This window comes from Phenylobacterium aquaticum (assembly GCF_947378715.1).
Classification (GTDB): domain Bacteria; phylum Pseudomonadota; class Alphaproteobacteria; order Caulobacterales; family Caulobacteraceae; genus Phenylobacterium; species Phenylobacterium aquaticum_A.
On the sequence record NZ_CANCLE010000111.1, the window covers coordinates 1 to 13,497 of the forward strand.

Genomic DNA, 13,497 nt, shown 5'->3' on the forward strand with positions numbered 1-13,497 from the left:
CCCGCCGCCTGGGCTCCCGCCGCCATCACCTGGAACAGGCCGCCGGAATGGTCGGGCAGGAACTGGTCATAGAGCTTCGCGAAGGCCGCGCCGTCGGTCTTGCCCAGCAGGGCGTCGCGCACGCCCGCGTCGCGATCGAAATTGGCGAACACCGCCTCATAGGCCGAGGCCTCCGCGCTGTTGAGCCCAGCCTCCTTGGCGGTGCGGCGACGGACGTCGGCGATCACGGCGTTCTGGGGCTGATCGACCCTGAGCGTCGCCTGGTACAGCCAGGGGGTGGAGCCCAGCAGGCTCTGGTCCAGGGCGCCGGCGGTGAGTGCGCCGGCCTTGATCAGGGTGAAGCTGCGCGCCTCGGTCAGCTTGGAGGTCAGGCGCAGGCCGAGCTTGGCGCCCGCTGCGATATTGGCCGCGCCCGCGACATCGAACCGCGTCGAGGTCAGGGCGACCGGATCGACCGTCATCACCAGTTCGCCAGCCGCGCCCAGGGTCAGGCTGGTCAGGGTGACGGTCTGCAGGTTGGTGGCGGTCAGCCGGCCCTTGACGATGTCGACGGTGAGCCCGCCGCCGGCGTCGGTGATCGCTCCCGTCAGCCGCGCCCCGCCGTCCAGCACCAGGGCGTCGGCGCCGCTCCCGAAGGCCACGGACCCATTGAGCTGGCCGGCCATCAGCTCCAGTCGCGCCGCACCGGATCCGAACAGCACGTCACCGGTGATGGTGGGGGTGATGCTGGCGGACGCATTGGCGGTCTGGCGCACGGTGACGCCGGCCGTATTGGCCCGCAGGTCGAGGGCGATGGCGCGGCCGGTGGCGGCCGCAGCGTCGGTCGGGGTCACCGTGGCGCTGATCAGATTGGTGTTGGTGAGGGTCCGCAAGGAGCCTGACCCATCGAAGATCGCCGTGGCGTTCCCCTTCCCGCCCGAGACCGCCGCCGAGACGGTTCCGGAATTGGTGATCGCCGGCAGGCTGGCGCCGGCCTCCAGCCGCACGGCCTGGACGGTCACGGCGTCTGGAGAGACCGACTGGGCCTTGATGCTTCCGGAATTGGTCAGGCCGGGCGTCTGGGCCCCGGCCCCCAGGCGCAGGGCGGTGGCGTCGGCCTTGGCGGCGCTGGCCAGGACCTGGCCCGTCACCCGCACCCCGCCCTGCACCGTGACCGCCTGGCCGAGCCCGCCCAGTTGGACGGCGGTGGCGGCGTAGCCGTCATAGACACCCTGGCCCTGGACCACGCCGCGCACCTCAAGCCCGGCGGCGTCGATCCCGGCCGGGGCGCCGATCGTGACCGCGCGACTGTCGGATCCGATCCGCAGCGCGGCGGCCGAGCCATAGGCGACCACCGTCCCGGTCAGCTCCTGGGCGTCCGGAACGCCGTCCTTGTCCTCGTCCGGGTCCTTGGGGTCGAGGTCGGCGGGCGGCGCGTCGATCAGCACCCCGCCCTTCACGTCGCCGGCGATGCGCACGGCCGGGCCGCCGGTCAGGAGGTCGTCGGCGTCGAGCTTGGCGACCGCCGCGTCGGCCGGGCGGGCCGTATAGCGGAAGCCGGTGGCGGAGACGGCGGCGTCGATCAGCAGCCGGCCGCCCACCGTGTCGTCCAGCGCCACGCCGACCGAGTCCTTGCCCTGGACCGCGATCCCGGCGGTGACGCTGACATCGCCGCCGACCGACTTCGCCGCGTGCAGGCCATAGCTGCGGTCGCCGGAGACACTGACCGCCCCGCCCGACTTCACCGATCCGTCGACCGGCGCCTCCAGGGAGATGGCGGCGGAGTCATTGCCCTCGATGGTGATGGTCCCGGTGCTCAGGATCGATCCGTGAAAGGCCTGGGCGCCCGTGGCCCGAATCCCGAAGCGACCGGAGCCGGTGGCGAAGGGCCCATCAAGGTCGCCGTCGCCGTCCGTGTCCTTGAGCACAGTGGACTCGTCGAGGGCGATCGATCCGGTCAGCTTGACCTCGCCCGTGCGTCCGCCCTGGACGGCGATTCCGGTGGCGGCGTTGGCGTCCTGGATCGCGATCGCCCCCTCGACGGTGACCTTGTTGTCGGAGTTGAGGGTGACGGCTGTCCCGCCGGCGGGCTTCACCGAACCGGAGGCCGTCACCCTCAGATCGTCTGCGGACCCGCCCGCCGCCGTGGCGGTGGCCAGCGGCGTGGTGACGGCCGTGGAGATGGCAGTCTCGGCATGGGCGCCCGTCACGGTCAGACAGAGGGGGGAGGCCGCGACGAGGAGGAGACGGCGAAGCTGCATGGAGGGTCCGGAACGAAAGGGGTGGCGGTTCATGGATTTCCGTCTATGTTTCAGCTGTCACGTTGATTTAATCGTGCAGCGACTATCAGTTCAGTAATTACTGTATGTGATCCGACGAACGGCCGCAAGCCGTCTCGCGGAGAAGGAGCGAACGCCCATGCCGCGCAGTGCTGTGGACCCGGTTCGGGCGGCGGCGACCAAGACCCTGCGGCAGGCGGCTGGCCGCTGGCTGAAGGCGGCGCGCGAAGCCGCGGGCCTGACCCAGGCGGAACTCGCCGAGCAGGTGGGGCTGCGCTACTACACCTTTGTCAGCCAGGTGGAGAGCGGCCTGGGCCGGGTGCCGATCGAGGCCCAGGGCGCCTGGGCCAAGGCCGTCGGCCTGGAGGAGAGCGGCTTCGCCCGCACCCTGCTGCGGCACTATGAGCCAGAGCTTTATCGCCTGTTGTTCGGCGAAACCCCCGGATCGGATCCGGAGGGGGAGCGCGCCAGCGCATGAGCAATATCGTCCCGTTCACGCCGCGTCCGCCCGATGGCGACTGGACGTCGGGCGAGCGCGCGCGCCTGGGCGAGCTGGCCGACCGGCTGGCCACCGGCGGGGCGCGGGTGAAGGCCGCCTATGGCGTCTCCGACGAGGGCGATCCCTGGTGCGTGATCCAGGACGAAGACGACGAGGTGCTGATCCACATCGCCCGGATCGGCGGCGGCTTCGTGATCCACGACGCCACCCGCGATGCGGTGGGCGAGGAGGACAGCCTTTGGAGCGCCATGGCCCGGCTGCTGGGCAAGGCCTGGCGCGACGGCAGCACGGTGATCCCGCTGGACGCCCGCAAGGCCCAGGCCCTGCTGGCCCTGATCATGGCCGCGGTCTTCGTCCAGGAGGCGATGCGCGAGGGCCAGCTGGTCGCCACCCATCCGGGCGGCGATCCCGCCCATGATCCCCACCTGCCGCCGCCAGACGAGGCGGTGGGCGGCTCCCAAGAGCACCATCCCGCCGCCGAGCTCCCGCCGCACGACCCGGCCCTGGTCGCCCGGACGCCGGATCAGGAGCCCAGCTGGCACGGATGGGACCGGCCCGGATCGCAGCCGGAGACCGGGCCCCAGGCGCCGCCGACCGGCGCCGTGGCGGCGCTGGCCCTGCCCGCCCTCGCCCAGGCCTCCCTGGCCCAGGCCGCGACGCCCACCCATGCCGAGATCGCGGGTCTGGCGCCGACCACCACCCCCGCCACCGGCCATCTGAGCGACGGACCGACCCAGCTCGCCCTGTTGAACACCCGTGGCGGCCCGGACCGCATCGAGGTGGCGGCCGGGGTGGTGGCGCGCGGGGGACCGGGGTCGGACAATTTCGTGCTGACGGGCAAGACCGCCGGGCCGCCCGGCTTCACCGCCCAGATCGACGGCGCGAACCTGGCGGCCAGGACGACGTCCGACGGGGTGATCCTGAACTTCGGAGCCGGCGACCATCTGGTGTTCGCCAATGGCGCGGCGGCGGTGATCGTCAGCGTCACCGCAACGTCAGATGTGCTGAGCGGCCTGCACGGCGCGGGCGATGTCGGACGCCTGGGCGAGACGCCCGGCGTCCGGGTCGGCGTCGACCTCGACGGCGACGGGCATGAGGATATCTTCGTGCTGGTGGCGGGATCGGGCGTATCCAGCCTCACCCCGACCCACAGCTCACCGCCTGCAGCGACCGGCGCGGCCTCATCCCAGGCCGGTCCAACACCCGTGGTGCTGGAGCCCGTGGTCCATCACGAGATCCTGCTCGGCTGAAGGCTCAGCCGGCGATGGCGGCCGCGTCGAGGTCGCCGGTGCGGATGCGCAGGGCCTTTTCCAGGTCCAGGACGAAGATCTTGCCATCGCCGATCTTGCCGGTGTTGGCGGTGCGCGCCACGGCCTCGATCACCACATCGGCGATGTCGTCCGGCACGGCGATCTCCAGCTTCACCTTGGGCAGCAGCTTCACTTCGTATTCCGCGCCGCGATAGACCTCGGTCTTGCCCCTCTGGCGCCCGTATCCTCGGACCTCCGTGACCGTCAGGCCCGAGGCCCCCGCCTCGGTGACCGCCTCAAGCACCGCGTCAAGGCGGCTGGGCTTTATGACCGCGACGATCATTTTCATGGGAGATCTCCGGCTAGAGCGTCTGGAAATTCACGCTAGGGCGATCCGCGGGCGTCTCCAAGAGGCTCGAGGTCGCAGTTTGGGCCGGCGCCTTAGAAACAGGCGCCCGGCTGGCGGGGAGCGGATTCAGCGCCGGCCGCGCCGTCTGGACCCGGGCGCGGGCCGCGCGCGGCTTCACGGCGAAGGTCTGCTTGACCGCCTCCATCAGCAACAGGCCGGAAAAGCCGGGCCACAGCCGCGAGCCCGCCTGCTCGAAACCTTCCGCCCAACCCGCCAGGACATTGGCGGGCGGCGCATAGAGGGCGCGGGTCCAGCCGGAGGGCTCCAGCTCCGCCTCGCGCAGCAGCTCGGCCAGTTGCCGGCGGCTATAGGGCCGGCCATGACCGAAGGGCGTCGCCTCGGCATTGGCCCACAGGCCGTTGCGCGCGGCCACCACCACCACCACCCGACCGGTAGGCGCCAGCACCCGCCAGACCTCCCGCATCAGGGTGAGCGGGTCGGGGCTTTCCTCCACCGCATGGACCGCCAGGATACGGTCGAACATGGCGTTGCGGAACGGCAGGGCGTCCTCGGGCGTCAGGCAGGCGAGATTGGCGGCGTCGGCGGGCCACAGCTCCACCCCCTGCTGGGCGGGCATGGCGGCGACCACCCGGCGCGCGGCGGGGCGCAGGGCGCCCATGAACGGGGTGGCGTAGCCGAGGCCGAGGACATCCTGGCCATGGGCGTCCCCCCAGGCCTCCACCACCTTGCGCGCGGTCATCTCGCGCGCCGCCCGGCCGAGGGCGGTGGCGTAGAACTGGCGGAGCTCAAGGACGTCGCGACGCATCGCCTATCAGTTAAGCCCTGTCAGGCCGGAACGCGACCTCGACTTGGGCCCGCTGGGCGCCTAGATGCGAGGGGTCACCCCGCGCCGGAGGCTTCCATGTCGATCACCGTCCACCAGTTCCCCTGCCTGTCGGACAATTACGGCTTCCTGGTCCGCGACGACGCCACCGGCCTGGCCGCCTGCGTCGACACCCCGGAGGCCGGGCCGATCCTCAAGGCCCTGGACGAGTTGGGCTGGAAGCTGGCCCTGATCCTCAACACCCACTGGCACCAGGACCACGCCGGCGGCAATGCCGAGATCAAGGCCGCGACGGGAGCGACCGTGGTCGGTCCGGCCGAGGTCGAGCGCCTGACCCCGCTCGATCGCAAGGTCGGCGGCGGCGACGTGGTGGAGCTGGGCCAGACCCGGTTCCAGGTCATTGAGACCGGCGGCCACACCCTGGGCCACATCGCCTATTACGACGCCGGCGACCATGTGGCCTTTGTCGGCGACACCCTGTTCGCCCTCGGCTGCGGACGGATGTTCGAAGGCACGGCCGACCAGATGTGGACCAGCCTGCAGCGCCTGGCCGCCCTGCCCGACGACACCCGGGTCTATTGCGCCCACGAATACACCGCCTCGAACGCCCGCTTCGCCCTGTCGGTGGATGACGATCCGGCCCTGAAGGCCCGGGCGGCGGAGATCTTCGCGGCCCGCGAGCGCGGCGAGCCGACCGTGCCCACCACCATCGGCCTGGAAAAGGCGACCAACCCCTTCCTGCGCGCGCCGCTGCTGCGCCCGGGCGTGCCGGCCCACGAGGCCTTCGGCGCCGTGCGCGCCGCCAAGGATGCGTTCAGGGGCTGAAGCGCTCGCAGCCCTCAGTGGGCGTTGGCGGCGGAGATGATCCGGTCGCTGGAGGGCCGGCCCGCCAGGCCCTCGGCCGGGGCGATGGTGATCTGCATCACCCCCTGCTGAAGATCAGCCGAGGCGCGACGCCCTTCGACCAGGCGAACCTTGTTGAACCGGCCAAGCGCGGTCTTGGCGTCGGGCCGCCGCGCCAGGCGCACCACCGCCTCGGCGGCGATGGTGGCGGCGTCGGCCATCAGGGAGAACGAGGCCGGGCTGGCGTCGGCGTCGAAGGGGATCAGCCGGCGCGCCGCGTGGCTGGCCCGGGCGCTGGCCTGGGCCAAACGCTCCAGCAGCTGTTGCGGGCCCATCTGCGGCAGCCGCAGCGGCGGACCACCGCCGGCCAGGGCTGCGGCTGAGCCCCCCGGACGCTCCTCGGTGAACAGGGTCAGGCCGCCCAGGCGGGTGGCGCGCAGCACCGGCTCGCCCAGGTCATTGAGATAGAGCACGTCGCCGCGCGGGGCGAGTTGCGGCCGGAGCGCCCAGACCTCGGGGCTGTCGTCGAACTTCAGCAGCGGCCGAGGCTGGCTGCGATCCAGCACGAAGGTGTCGCCCTCCTGCGAGACATAGCGGGCGATCGGCAGGCTGGGGCCGCGGTCGGGCGTCGCCGGATGCAGGCCGAACAGGCCCTCGCGCAGGATATCGGCGGCGCCCGCCTGGGCGGGGCCGGCCAGGCCCACGAGAGCCGCGACGGCCAGGGCCGCGGCGAACGCCAGATTGCGAGGGGAAGCAGAACCGATCATCAGGCCTAGGCCAATGCCCCCGGACTGGGGCGCATTTTTGACCCCCGGGGCATTCCGTTGAATGTGAGCACGATCAATCCGATCCGACCGAGGCGGCCGAATCGGAAAGGGGTCTAGCCCGCCATGTACTGGCCGCCGTTCAGAGACAGGGTCGAGCCGGTCACATAGCCGGCATGCTCGCCCGCCAGGAACGCCACCATGTCGGCGATCTCCTCGCCGCGCCCCAGACGTCCCACCGGAATCTGGCCGATGATAGAGGCCAGCACGTTCTCCGGCACCGCCTGCACCATCTCGGTGTCGATATAGCCGGGACAGACGCAGTTCACGGTGACGCCCTTCTTGGCGTTCTCCAGGGCCAGCGCCTTGGTGAAGCCGATCACCCCGGCCTTGGCGGCCGAATAGTTGGTCTGGCCCATCTGGCCCTTCTGGCCGTTGATGGACGAGATGTTGATGATCCGACCCCATTCGCGCTCGCGCATCCCCTCGATGACCTGGCGGGTCATGTTGAAGACCGAGTCCATATTGACCCGGATCACCTCGGACCACTGGTCGGGCGACATCCGGTGGAAGACGCCGTCCCGGGTGATCCCCGCATTATTGACCAGGATGTCGACCGGCCCGAATTCCGCGGCCACCGCCTGGGCGGCGCGGGCGCAGTCCTCGTAATTGCCGACATTGCCCTTCACGACCATGACGCCCAATTCCTTGGCGCAGGCCGCGGCCGCTTCCTCATTTCCGGAATAGCCCGCCGCCACATGCATGCCGTCGGCCTTGAGCCGCTCGCAGATGGCGCGGCCGATGCCGCGTGTCCCGCCGGTGACGAACGCCACTCTGGCCATTGGTCTCTCCCATTGATTTTAAGGTCGCCGCCGATTGATCCGGCGGTCGTCTCGAAGTTCGTGTCAGATCGCTTCCACGCACATGGCCACGCCCATGCCGCCGCCGACGCACAGGGTCGCCAGACCCTTCTTGGCGCCCGACCGCTTCATCTCGTGGACCAGGGTGGTGAGGATGCGCGCGCCCGAGGCGCCGATGGGGTGGCCGATGGCGATGGCGCCGCCGTTCACATTGACCTTGGCCGGGTCGAGCCCGAGGTCGCGGACCACGCAGATCGACTGCGCGGCGAAGGCCTCGTTGGACTCCACGAGATCGAGGTCGGCCACGGTCCAGCCCGCCTTTTCCAGGGCCTTGCGGCTGGCCGGGATCGGGCCCGTGCCCATGATTTCGGGATCGACACCGGCAGAGGCCCAGGACGCGATGCGGGCCAGCGGCTTCAGGCCCCGGGCCTTGGCCTCGTCAGCGCTCATCAGCACCAGGGCGGCGGCGCCGTCATTGAGGCCCGACGCATTGGCCGCCGTGACCGAGCCTTCCTTGTTGAAGGCCGGACGCAGGCCGGCGACGCTTTCCAGCGTCGCGCCGTGGCGGATATATTCGTCCTGATCGACGATCGTGTCGCCCTTGCGGCCCTTGATGGTGACCGGGGCGATCTCGCCGGTGAAGCGGCCGGCCTTCTGGGCGGCTTCGGCCTTGTTCTGGCTGGCGACGGCGAATTCGTCCTGCTCGGCGCGGGTGATCTGCCAGCGCGAGGCGATGTTCTCGGCCGTCTGGCCCATGTGATAGCCGTGGAAGGCGTCGAGCAGCCCGTCCTTCGTCATGGTGTCGACGAAGGTCATGTCACCCATCTTCACACCCGAGCGCAGCTGGGCGGCGTGGGGTGATTGGCTCATGCTCTCCTGGCCGCCGGCGATGACGATGCCCGCTGAGCCGTCGGCGATCTGCTGGGCGCCCAGGGCCACGGCGCGCAGGCCCGAGCCGCACAGCTGGTTGAGGCTCCAGGCCGGGCTTTCCACCGGGATGCCGGCATTGACCGCCGCCTGGCGCGCCGGGCCCTGGCCCTGGCCGGCCTGCAGCACCTGGCCCATGATCACTTCCTCGACGTCGGCCACGGTGATGCCGGCGCGCTCCACCGCGGCGAGGATGGCGATCTTCCCCAGCTCGTGGGCGGGCAGGCCCGCCAGGGCTCCATTGAACGAGCCGACCGGGGTGCGGGCGGCCGAGACGATGACGACGTCAGTCATGACGGAGCTCCTTCTGGCTTGAGGCGCCTATCTATCGAGAACCCGCCCGAATAGGGCAAGGGGAAGAAATCTCTCTGGGTTCAATCGCCTGCGCTTTGCGAACGCCCTCGCATCCGCGATACTGCGATGCGATAAAGAGGGTCGGCGATGGGATCGGCCCCAAAGGGTGTGGAATGGCTGACGTCAAGGACGGCACGAGTAAAGACGACCGGGTGGTCATCAAGAAGTATGCGAACCGGCGGCTCTACAACACCGCCTCCAGTTCCTATGTGACGCTTGAACATCTCTCGGACATGGTCAAGCAAGGCGTCAATTTCGTCGTCTATGACGCCAAGACCAACGAGGACATCACCCGCACGGTGCTGACCCAGATCATCTTCGAGGAAGAGAGCCGCGAGGGGCAGAATCTGTTGCCCATCCAGTTCCTGCGCCAGTTGATTGGATTCTACGGCAATTCGATGCAGGCCTTCCTGCCCAGCTATCTGGAACTGTCCCTGTCGACCTTCGCCGAACAGCAGGAGCGGATGCGGACCCAGTTCGCCGCCCTGTCGCCAGGATCGGGCATCGGCGCCTATGACGACCAGATCCGTCAGAACCTGGCGATGTTCGACCGGGCCATGAAGATGTTCTCGCCCTTCAGCTTTGCCCGCACCGACGACCCCGCCGCAACCAAGGCGGCCGAGGCCGCGCCGGCCGCCGGCGGCGACGCCCTGTCGGATCTGAAGAAGCAGATGGAAGACATGCAGGCTCAGATCGAGCGGCTCGCCTCCAAGCGCTGAGGGGTTTTTAACGAAGGATGGGGCAGGATCGCAGGGCAATGACCTCGCCCATCGATCCGATCCGACGCGCCCAGCGCCCGCGCCACACGCGGCGCCCGGACGCTGCTGAGCCGGACGAGGTGTTCGAGACCGAGGACCGCAGCCTGCCGGTTCCCGTCGGCCCCGTGACCTCGCCCGGTCCGGACCGGGCCGAGGCCGGCCCCTCCGCCTTCTCCGCCCATCTGATCGGCCAGGACGGCCAGAGGCGCGGCCTGCGCGGCGGACCCGAGACCCTGGGGGCCGCCAAGAGCGCCTATGTGCGCACCGAATGGTCCGGCGCCGCCGACCGCCGCGCCCGCAAGGGCGGGACCCACAAGACCGAGATCTGACGCGGGTTGCGCCCATGGGCGCCAACGCCTAGCCTTTCCCCATGCAGGGTTTCGTCGCCGTCTGAGCCCGCGCCTGCGCGCGAGCCATTGATCCTTGATCCCGGTCGGGCCCGGCCCGCCGGTGCGATCGTGCGCGCGATGTCAGACTCCGGACGCGCCGGGCGCGCCGATCCCTCATGACCATGGACACAAAGATGACCCTGTTGATCGAACAGGCCGAGCGGCCTGACGACGCCTACATGCCCATCTGGGCGCCCTTGCTGAAGTTCAACCAGGAGACCGTGGGCGACGCCCAGGGCCTTCCCTTCGCCCTGATCGTGCGCGACGGGACCTCGCCCGAGGTGCTGGGCGGGCTTTGGGCCCTGTCGCTCTGGGGCTCGTTCTATATTGGCCTGGTGGTGACCCCGGAGGACGCCCGGGGACAGGGCCTGGGAAGCGATATGCTGGCCCGGGCCGAGGCGGAGGCGCGGGCCAGGGGCTGCCGCCAGATGTGGCTCGACACCTACGCCTTCCAGGCGCGGGCCTTCTATGAGCGTCACGGCTTCTCGGTGTTCGGCCAGATCGACGGCCCAGCCCCGATGTTCCCGCGATGGTTCATGCAGAAGGCCCTGTCCCTGACCTGAGCCTGACGATCTCGGCCTCGAGCGTCGCCACCCGGCGCTCGAGCGCCGCGATCCGGGCCAAGGGGTCCTGATCTGGGGCGGGGCTCGGAACCGGGGTGGAGACGCCGGCCTGGCGGGCGATCTCGGCCGCAGTCTCGCCCAGCAGCTCGGCGAAAACCGCCACCTCCCCTGCGGAAAGTTCCCTCTGGTCCTTGAACACCAGGGCGAGCTCGGCCTCGCTGAGGCCGGCGGCGGCGGCCAGGACCGGCGCGGAGAGGCCGCGATCGGCCATGCGGGCCTCGAACCAGCCGCGATCGAAGAACAGGGCCACGCCCTAGCGCTCCGTCCCAGCCCGGTGGCGCCGGTCTTGCTTGAGAGGTGGGTAACCATCGCAAACGGGACAGGTCATGACCGCGATCGCCATCAAGATTTTCGACGTCGCCGTGGTCACCCTGATCTTCACGATCCTGACCTGAGACCGTTCAACCCGCGTCGGGATGGAAGTCCACGTCGCGGCGCGCCGAGACGATGGTGACGATGAACCCGGCCAGCACGTCCAGCAGCACCATGATGGTCAGCAGGAAGAAGGTCGAGGTCGCGAAGGCCGGGGCCAGCAGGAACTCCACCAGACAGATGATGAACAGGATCATCGACAGCGAGTGATTGATGATCGCGATCCGCCGGCTGGTGGTGGATTTCAAGAGCTCGATGAACAGCACCACCAGGGAGGCGGCCAGCAGCAGGTCGCCCAGGGTCACCGACCACTCGACCTGGCTGGTCATGCGCAGGCTGAACAGCTGCTCGGTCATGCGCGCATTGGCGTCGTGCGACTTCAGCCCGCCCGTGAGGGTCAGCGCGATCAGATTATAGACCAGCACCGGCAGGGCCAGCAGCGGAAACGCGGCGAACATCGGCAAGCCCCCTCGCGCCGGTCACCCCGGCAGGTCCTAAGGGTTAACCGCTTTGGCGCGGTCCGGGAAGCGTTCGCAACCGGGGCGGGCGCGCCCGCTCCGCCCGGGATCTCAGACCTCGTCGGCCCCGCCGGGATCGCGGGCCCGTGACTGCAGCCACATGACCCCCAGCAGGTCCGAGAGCGAGGCCCAGAGCCGACCGAGGTTGGTGTATTTCGACTGCCCCGTCTGGCGGTGGCGGTGGTTCACCGGACGGAAATCCACCCGGTAGCCCTCGCGCAACATCAGGGCCGGGATGTAGCGGTGGATGTGATCGAAATAGGGAAGCCGCAGGAAAGCCTCGCGCCGGAAGGCCTTGAGGCCGCAGCCAGTGTCATTGGCCGTGTCATGCAGCAGGCGCTTGCGAACGCCGTTGCCGAACCGCGAGGCGAGCTTCTTGGCCTGACTGTCCTGGCGCTTGACCCGCTCACCGCCGACCAGGGCGAGCTCGGCCGGCCCGGCCAGCAGGGCGTCGACCAGCTGCGGCCCATCGGCCGGATCATTCTGGCCGTCGCCGTCCAGGGTGACGATCACCGCGCCGCGCGCCGCCAGGATCCCGCTGCGGATCGCCCGGCTCTGGCCCGAATTCTTGCGATGCTTCAGCACCCGCAGCGCCGGCAGCTCGGGCTCCAGGGCCTTCAGCGCCGCGACCGTGCCGTCGCGGCTATGGTCGTCGACGAAAATCATCTCATAGCGGCGACCGTCGAAGGCGCGGGCGATCTCGCGCGCCAGATCGGGGGCGGCGCCCTCCTCGTCGAACACGGGAACGACGACGGAGATCTCCGGCGGGAGGTCGGCGGCGGGGGCGGATTTCACGGTGGGCGTCTTGGCCATGGCCCCTAATAGCGGAAACGCGGGCGCGCGAAAGGATCGTGCTATCAAGCCATCATGAGTCTGGAAGCCTTGATCGAGCGTTGGAGCCGCGGATGGCGCGGCCCCGCCCTCGCCGCCCTCATCGCCTTCGCCGCGGGTCTCCCCGGCGTGTTCGCTGTGCCGCCCCTGGACCGCGACGAGTCGCGCTTCGCCCAGGCCACGGCGCAAATGCTGGAGCAGGAGGACTTCGTCGTCATCCGCTACCAGGATCAGCCCCGGTTCAAGAAGCCGGTGGGGATCCATTGGCTGCAGGCGGCCAGCGTCGCGACCTTCTCCGATCCGTCGGCCCGGGCGATCTGGGCCTATCGCATTCCCTCCCTATTGGGCGCCATGCTGGCGGCGGCGGCCTGCGCCTGGGGCGCGGCGGCCTTTTTCGGCTCCGCCACCGGCCTGATCGCCGGGGCGACGCTCGGCGCGAGCTTCCTGCTCTCCACCGAGGCCTTCATCGCCAAGACCGACGCGGTGCTCTGCGGGACCACGACCCTGGCGCTCGCCGCCATGGCCCGCATCTACGCCAGCTCAAGGGGCGGGGCGCCGACCGGGCGCATGACCCAGTTCCTGTTCTGGCTCGGCCTGTCGGTCGCCACCCTGGACAAGGGCCCGATCGGGCTGATGGTCGTCGCCCTGACCGCGCTCAGCCTGTGGGGCTGGGACCGCCAGGGCGGCTGGCTGAAGGATCTGGGCTGGGGCTGGGGGTCGATCCTGTTCCTGGCTGTGGTCGGGCCCTGGGCCTGGGCGGTGACCGTGGCCACCGACGGCGGGTTCTGGAGCGCGGCGATCGCCGGCGACCTGGCGCCCAAGCTGGCCGGGGGCCAGGAGTCGCATGGGGCCGCGCCCGGCTATCACACCCTGGCCGCCCTGGTGCTGTTCTTCCCCGCCACCCTGATGCTGCCGGCCGCGCTCGGCGGCGCCTGGCGTCGGCGGGACGAGCCGGGGATAAGATTCGCCCTGTGCTGGCTGGTCCCGTCCTGGCTGGTGTTCGAGCTGATGCCGACCAAGCTGGTCCACTACACCCTGCCGACCTACGGAGCCCTGGC

At 70.1% G+C, this 13,497-nt stretch carries 16 protein-coding genes; 7 read left to right on the forward strand and 9 right to left on the reverse strand.

From position 1 onward, the window contains the following. Window positions 1–2,240 (reverse strand): autotransporter domain-containing protein (locus tag Q7P21_RS14170; protein ID WP_304177578.1); only part of this gene is annotated, 2,240 nt, incomplete at its 3' end. A gap of 157 nt (window positions 2,241–2,397) precedes the next feature. Here Q7P21_RS14170 and Q7P21_RS14175 point away from each other — a divergent pair. Further along, entirely contained in the window at window positions 2,398–2,736 is a 339-nt protein-coding gene (locus tag Q7P21_RS14175; protein WP_304168052.1) for a helix-turn-helix domain-containing protein, read from the forward strand. Beyond that, window positions 2,733–4,007, forward strand: coding sequence for a hypothetical protein (locus Q7P21_RS14180; protein WP_304168050.1), 1,275 nt, complete (start codon window positions 2,733–2,735; stop codon window positions 4,005–4,007). Before Q7P21_RS14175 ends, Q7P21_RS14180 begins: the two co-directional genes overlap by 4 nt. A 4-nt stretch (window positions 4,008–4,011) precedes the next feature. Here the strand turns inward: Q7P21_RS14180 and Q7P21_RS14185 are convergent, their stop codons facing one another. Further along, window positions 4,012–4,356 (reverse strand): P-II family nitrogen regulator, encoded by a 345-nt coding sequence (locus Q7P21_RS14185; protein WP_304168047.1) that lies wholly within the window; start codon window positions 4,354–4,356, stop codon window positions 4,012–4,014. A 13-nt stretch (window positions 4,357–4,369) separates the two neighbouring features. Next, window positions 4,370–5,182: a class I SAM-dependent methyltransferase gene (locus tag Q7P21_RS14190; protein WP_304168045.1), complete on the reverse strand. Its 813-nt coding sequence runs from the start codon at window positions 5,180–5,182 to the stop codon at window positions 4,370–4,372. Window positions 5,183–5,278: 96 nt separating this feature from the next. On the opposite strand from Q7P21_RS14190, the gene gloB reads away from it, so the two are divergent. Beyond that, window positions 5,279–6,025, forward strand: coding sequence for a hydroxyacylglutathione hydrolase (gloB, locus tag Q7P21_RS14195; protein WP_304177580.1), 747 nt, complete (start codon window positions 5,279–5,281; stop codon window positions 6,023–6,025). A gap of 14 nt (window positions 6,026–6,039) precedes the next feature. Here gloB and Q7P21_RS14200 read toward each other — a convergent pair whose 3' ends face one another. The 3 genes from Q7P21_RS14200 to Q7P21_RS14210 all read right to left on the reverse strand — a co-directional run bounded on the left by Q7P21_RS14200 (window position 6,040) and on the right by Q7P21_RS14210 (window position 8,888). Beyond that, entirely contained in the window at window positions 6,040–6,810 is a 771-nt protein-coding gene (locus tag Q7P21_RS14200) for a DUF4908 domain-containing protein (protein WP_304168040.1), read from the reverse strand. Between the two features lie 113 nt (window positions 6,811–6,923). Continuing rightward, a complete protein-coding gene (phbB, locus tag Q7P21_RS14205) occupies window positions 6,924–7,649 on the reverse strand; it encodes an acetoacetyl-CoA reductase (RefSeq protein WP_304168037.1) in 726 nt (241 codons plus the stop codon). Between the two features lie 63 nt (window positions 7,650–7,712). Continuing rightward, the gene (locus Q7P21_RS14210; protein WP_304168035.1) at window positions 7,713–8,888 is read right to left on the reverse strand and encodes an acetyl-CoA C-acetyltransferase; all 1,176 of its coding nucleotides are present in this window, start codon (window positions 8,886–8,888) and stop codon (window positions 7,713–7,715) included. Between the two features lie 173 nt (window positions 8,889–9,061). On the opposite strand from Q7P21_RS14210, the gene phaR reads away from it, so the two are divergent. The 3 genes from phaR to Q7P21_RS14225 all read left to right on the forward strand — a co-directional run bounded on the left by phaR (window position 9,062) and on the right by Q7P21_RS14225 (window position 10,658). Further along, window positions 9,062–9,667: a polyhydroxyalkanoate synthesis repressor PhaR gene (gene phaR, locus Q7P21_RS14215; RefSeq protein ID WP_304168034.1), complete on the forward strand. Its 606-nt coding sequence runs from the start codon at window positions 9,062–9,064 to the stop codon at window positions 9,665–9,667. Window positions 9,668–9,705: 38 nt separating this feature from the next. Continuing rightward, window positions 9,706–10,035: a hypothetical protein gene (locus Q7P21_RS14220; RefSeq protein WP_304168032.1), complete on the forward strand. Its 330-nt coding sequence runs from the start codon at window positions 9,706–9,708 to the stop codon at window positions 10,033–10,035. 194 nt (window positions 10,036–10,229) lie between these two features. Then, window positions 10,230–10,658 (forward strand): N-acetyltransferase, encoded by a 429-nt coding sequence (locus tag Q7P21_RS14225; protein WP_304168029.1) that lies wholly within the window; start codon window positions 10,230–10,232, stop codon window positions 10,656–10,658. On the opposite strand, the gene Q7P21_RS14230 is transcribed toward Q7P21_RS14225, so the two are convergent. From Q7P21_RS14230 to Q7P21_RS14240, 3 genes are all read right to left on the reverse strand, one after another. Then, window positions 10,630–10,968, reverse strand: a complete 339-nt coding sequence (locus Q7P21_RS14230; RefSeq protein ID WP_304168027.1) for a DNA-binding protein — start codon at window positions 10,966–10,968, stop codon at window positions 10,630–10,632. The genes Q7P21_RS14225 and Q7P21_RS14230 overlap by 29 nt on opposite strands. Before the next feature lie 151 nt (window positions 10,969–11,119). Continuing rightward, on the reverse strand, window positions 11,120–11,548 hold the full coding sequence (locus Q7P21_RS14235) for a hypothetical protein (protein ID WP_304168024.1): 429 nt from the start codon (window positions 11,546–11,548) through the stop codon (window positions 11,120–11,122). A gap of 111 nt (window positions 11,549–11,659) precedes the next feature. Next, on the reverse strand, window positions 11,660–12,421 hold the full coding sequence (locus Q7P21_RS14240) for a glycosyltransferase family 2 protein (RefSeq protein WP_304168021.1): 762 nt from the start codon (window positions 12,419–12,421) through the stop codon (window positions 11,660–11,662). A gap of 54 nt (window positions 12,422–12,475) precedes the next feature. On the opposite strand from Q7P21_RS14240, the gene Q7P21_RS14245 reads away from it, so the two are divergent. After that, window positions 12,476–13,497, forward strand: a 1,022-nt coding sequence (locus Q7P21_RS14245; protein WP_304177582.1) for a glycosyltransferase family 39 protein, incomplete at its 3' end; no start/stop codon positions are given.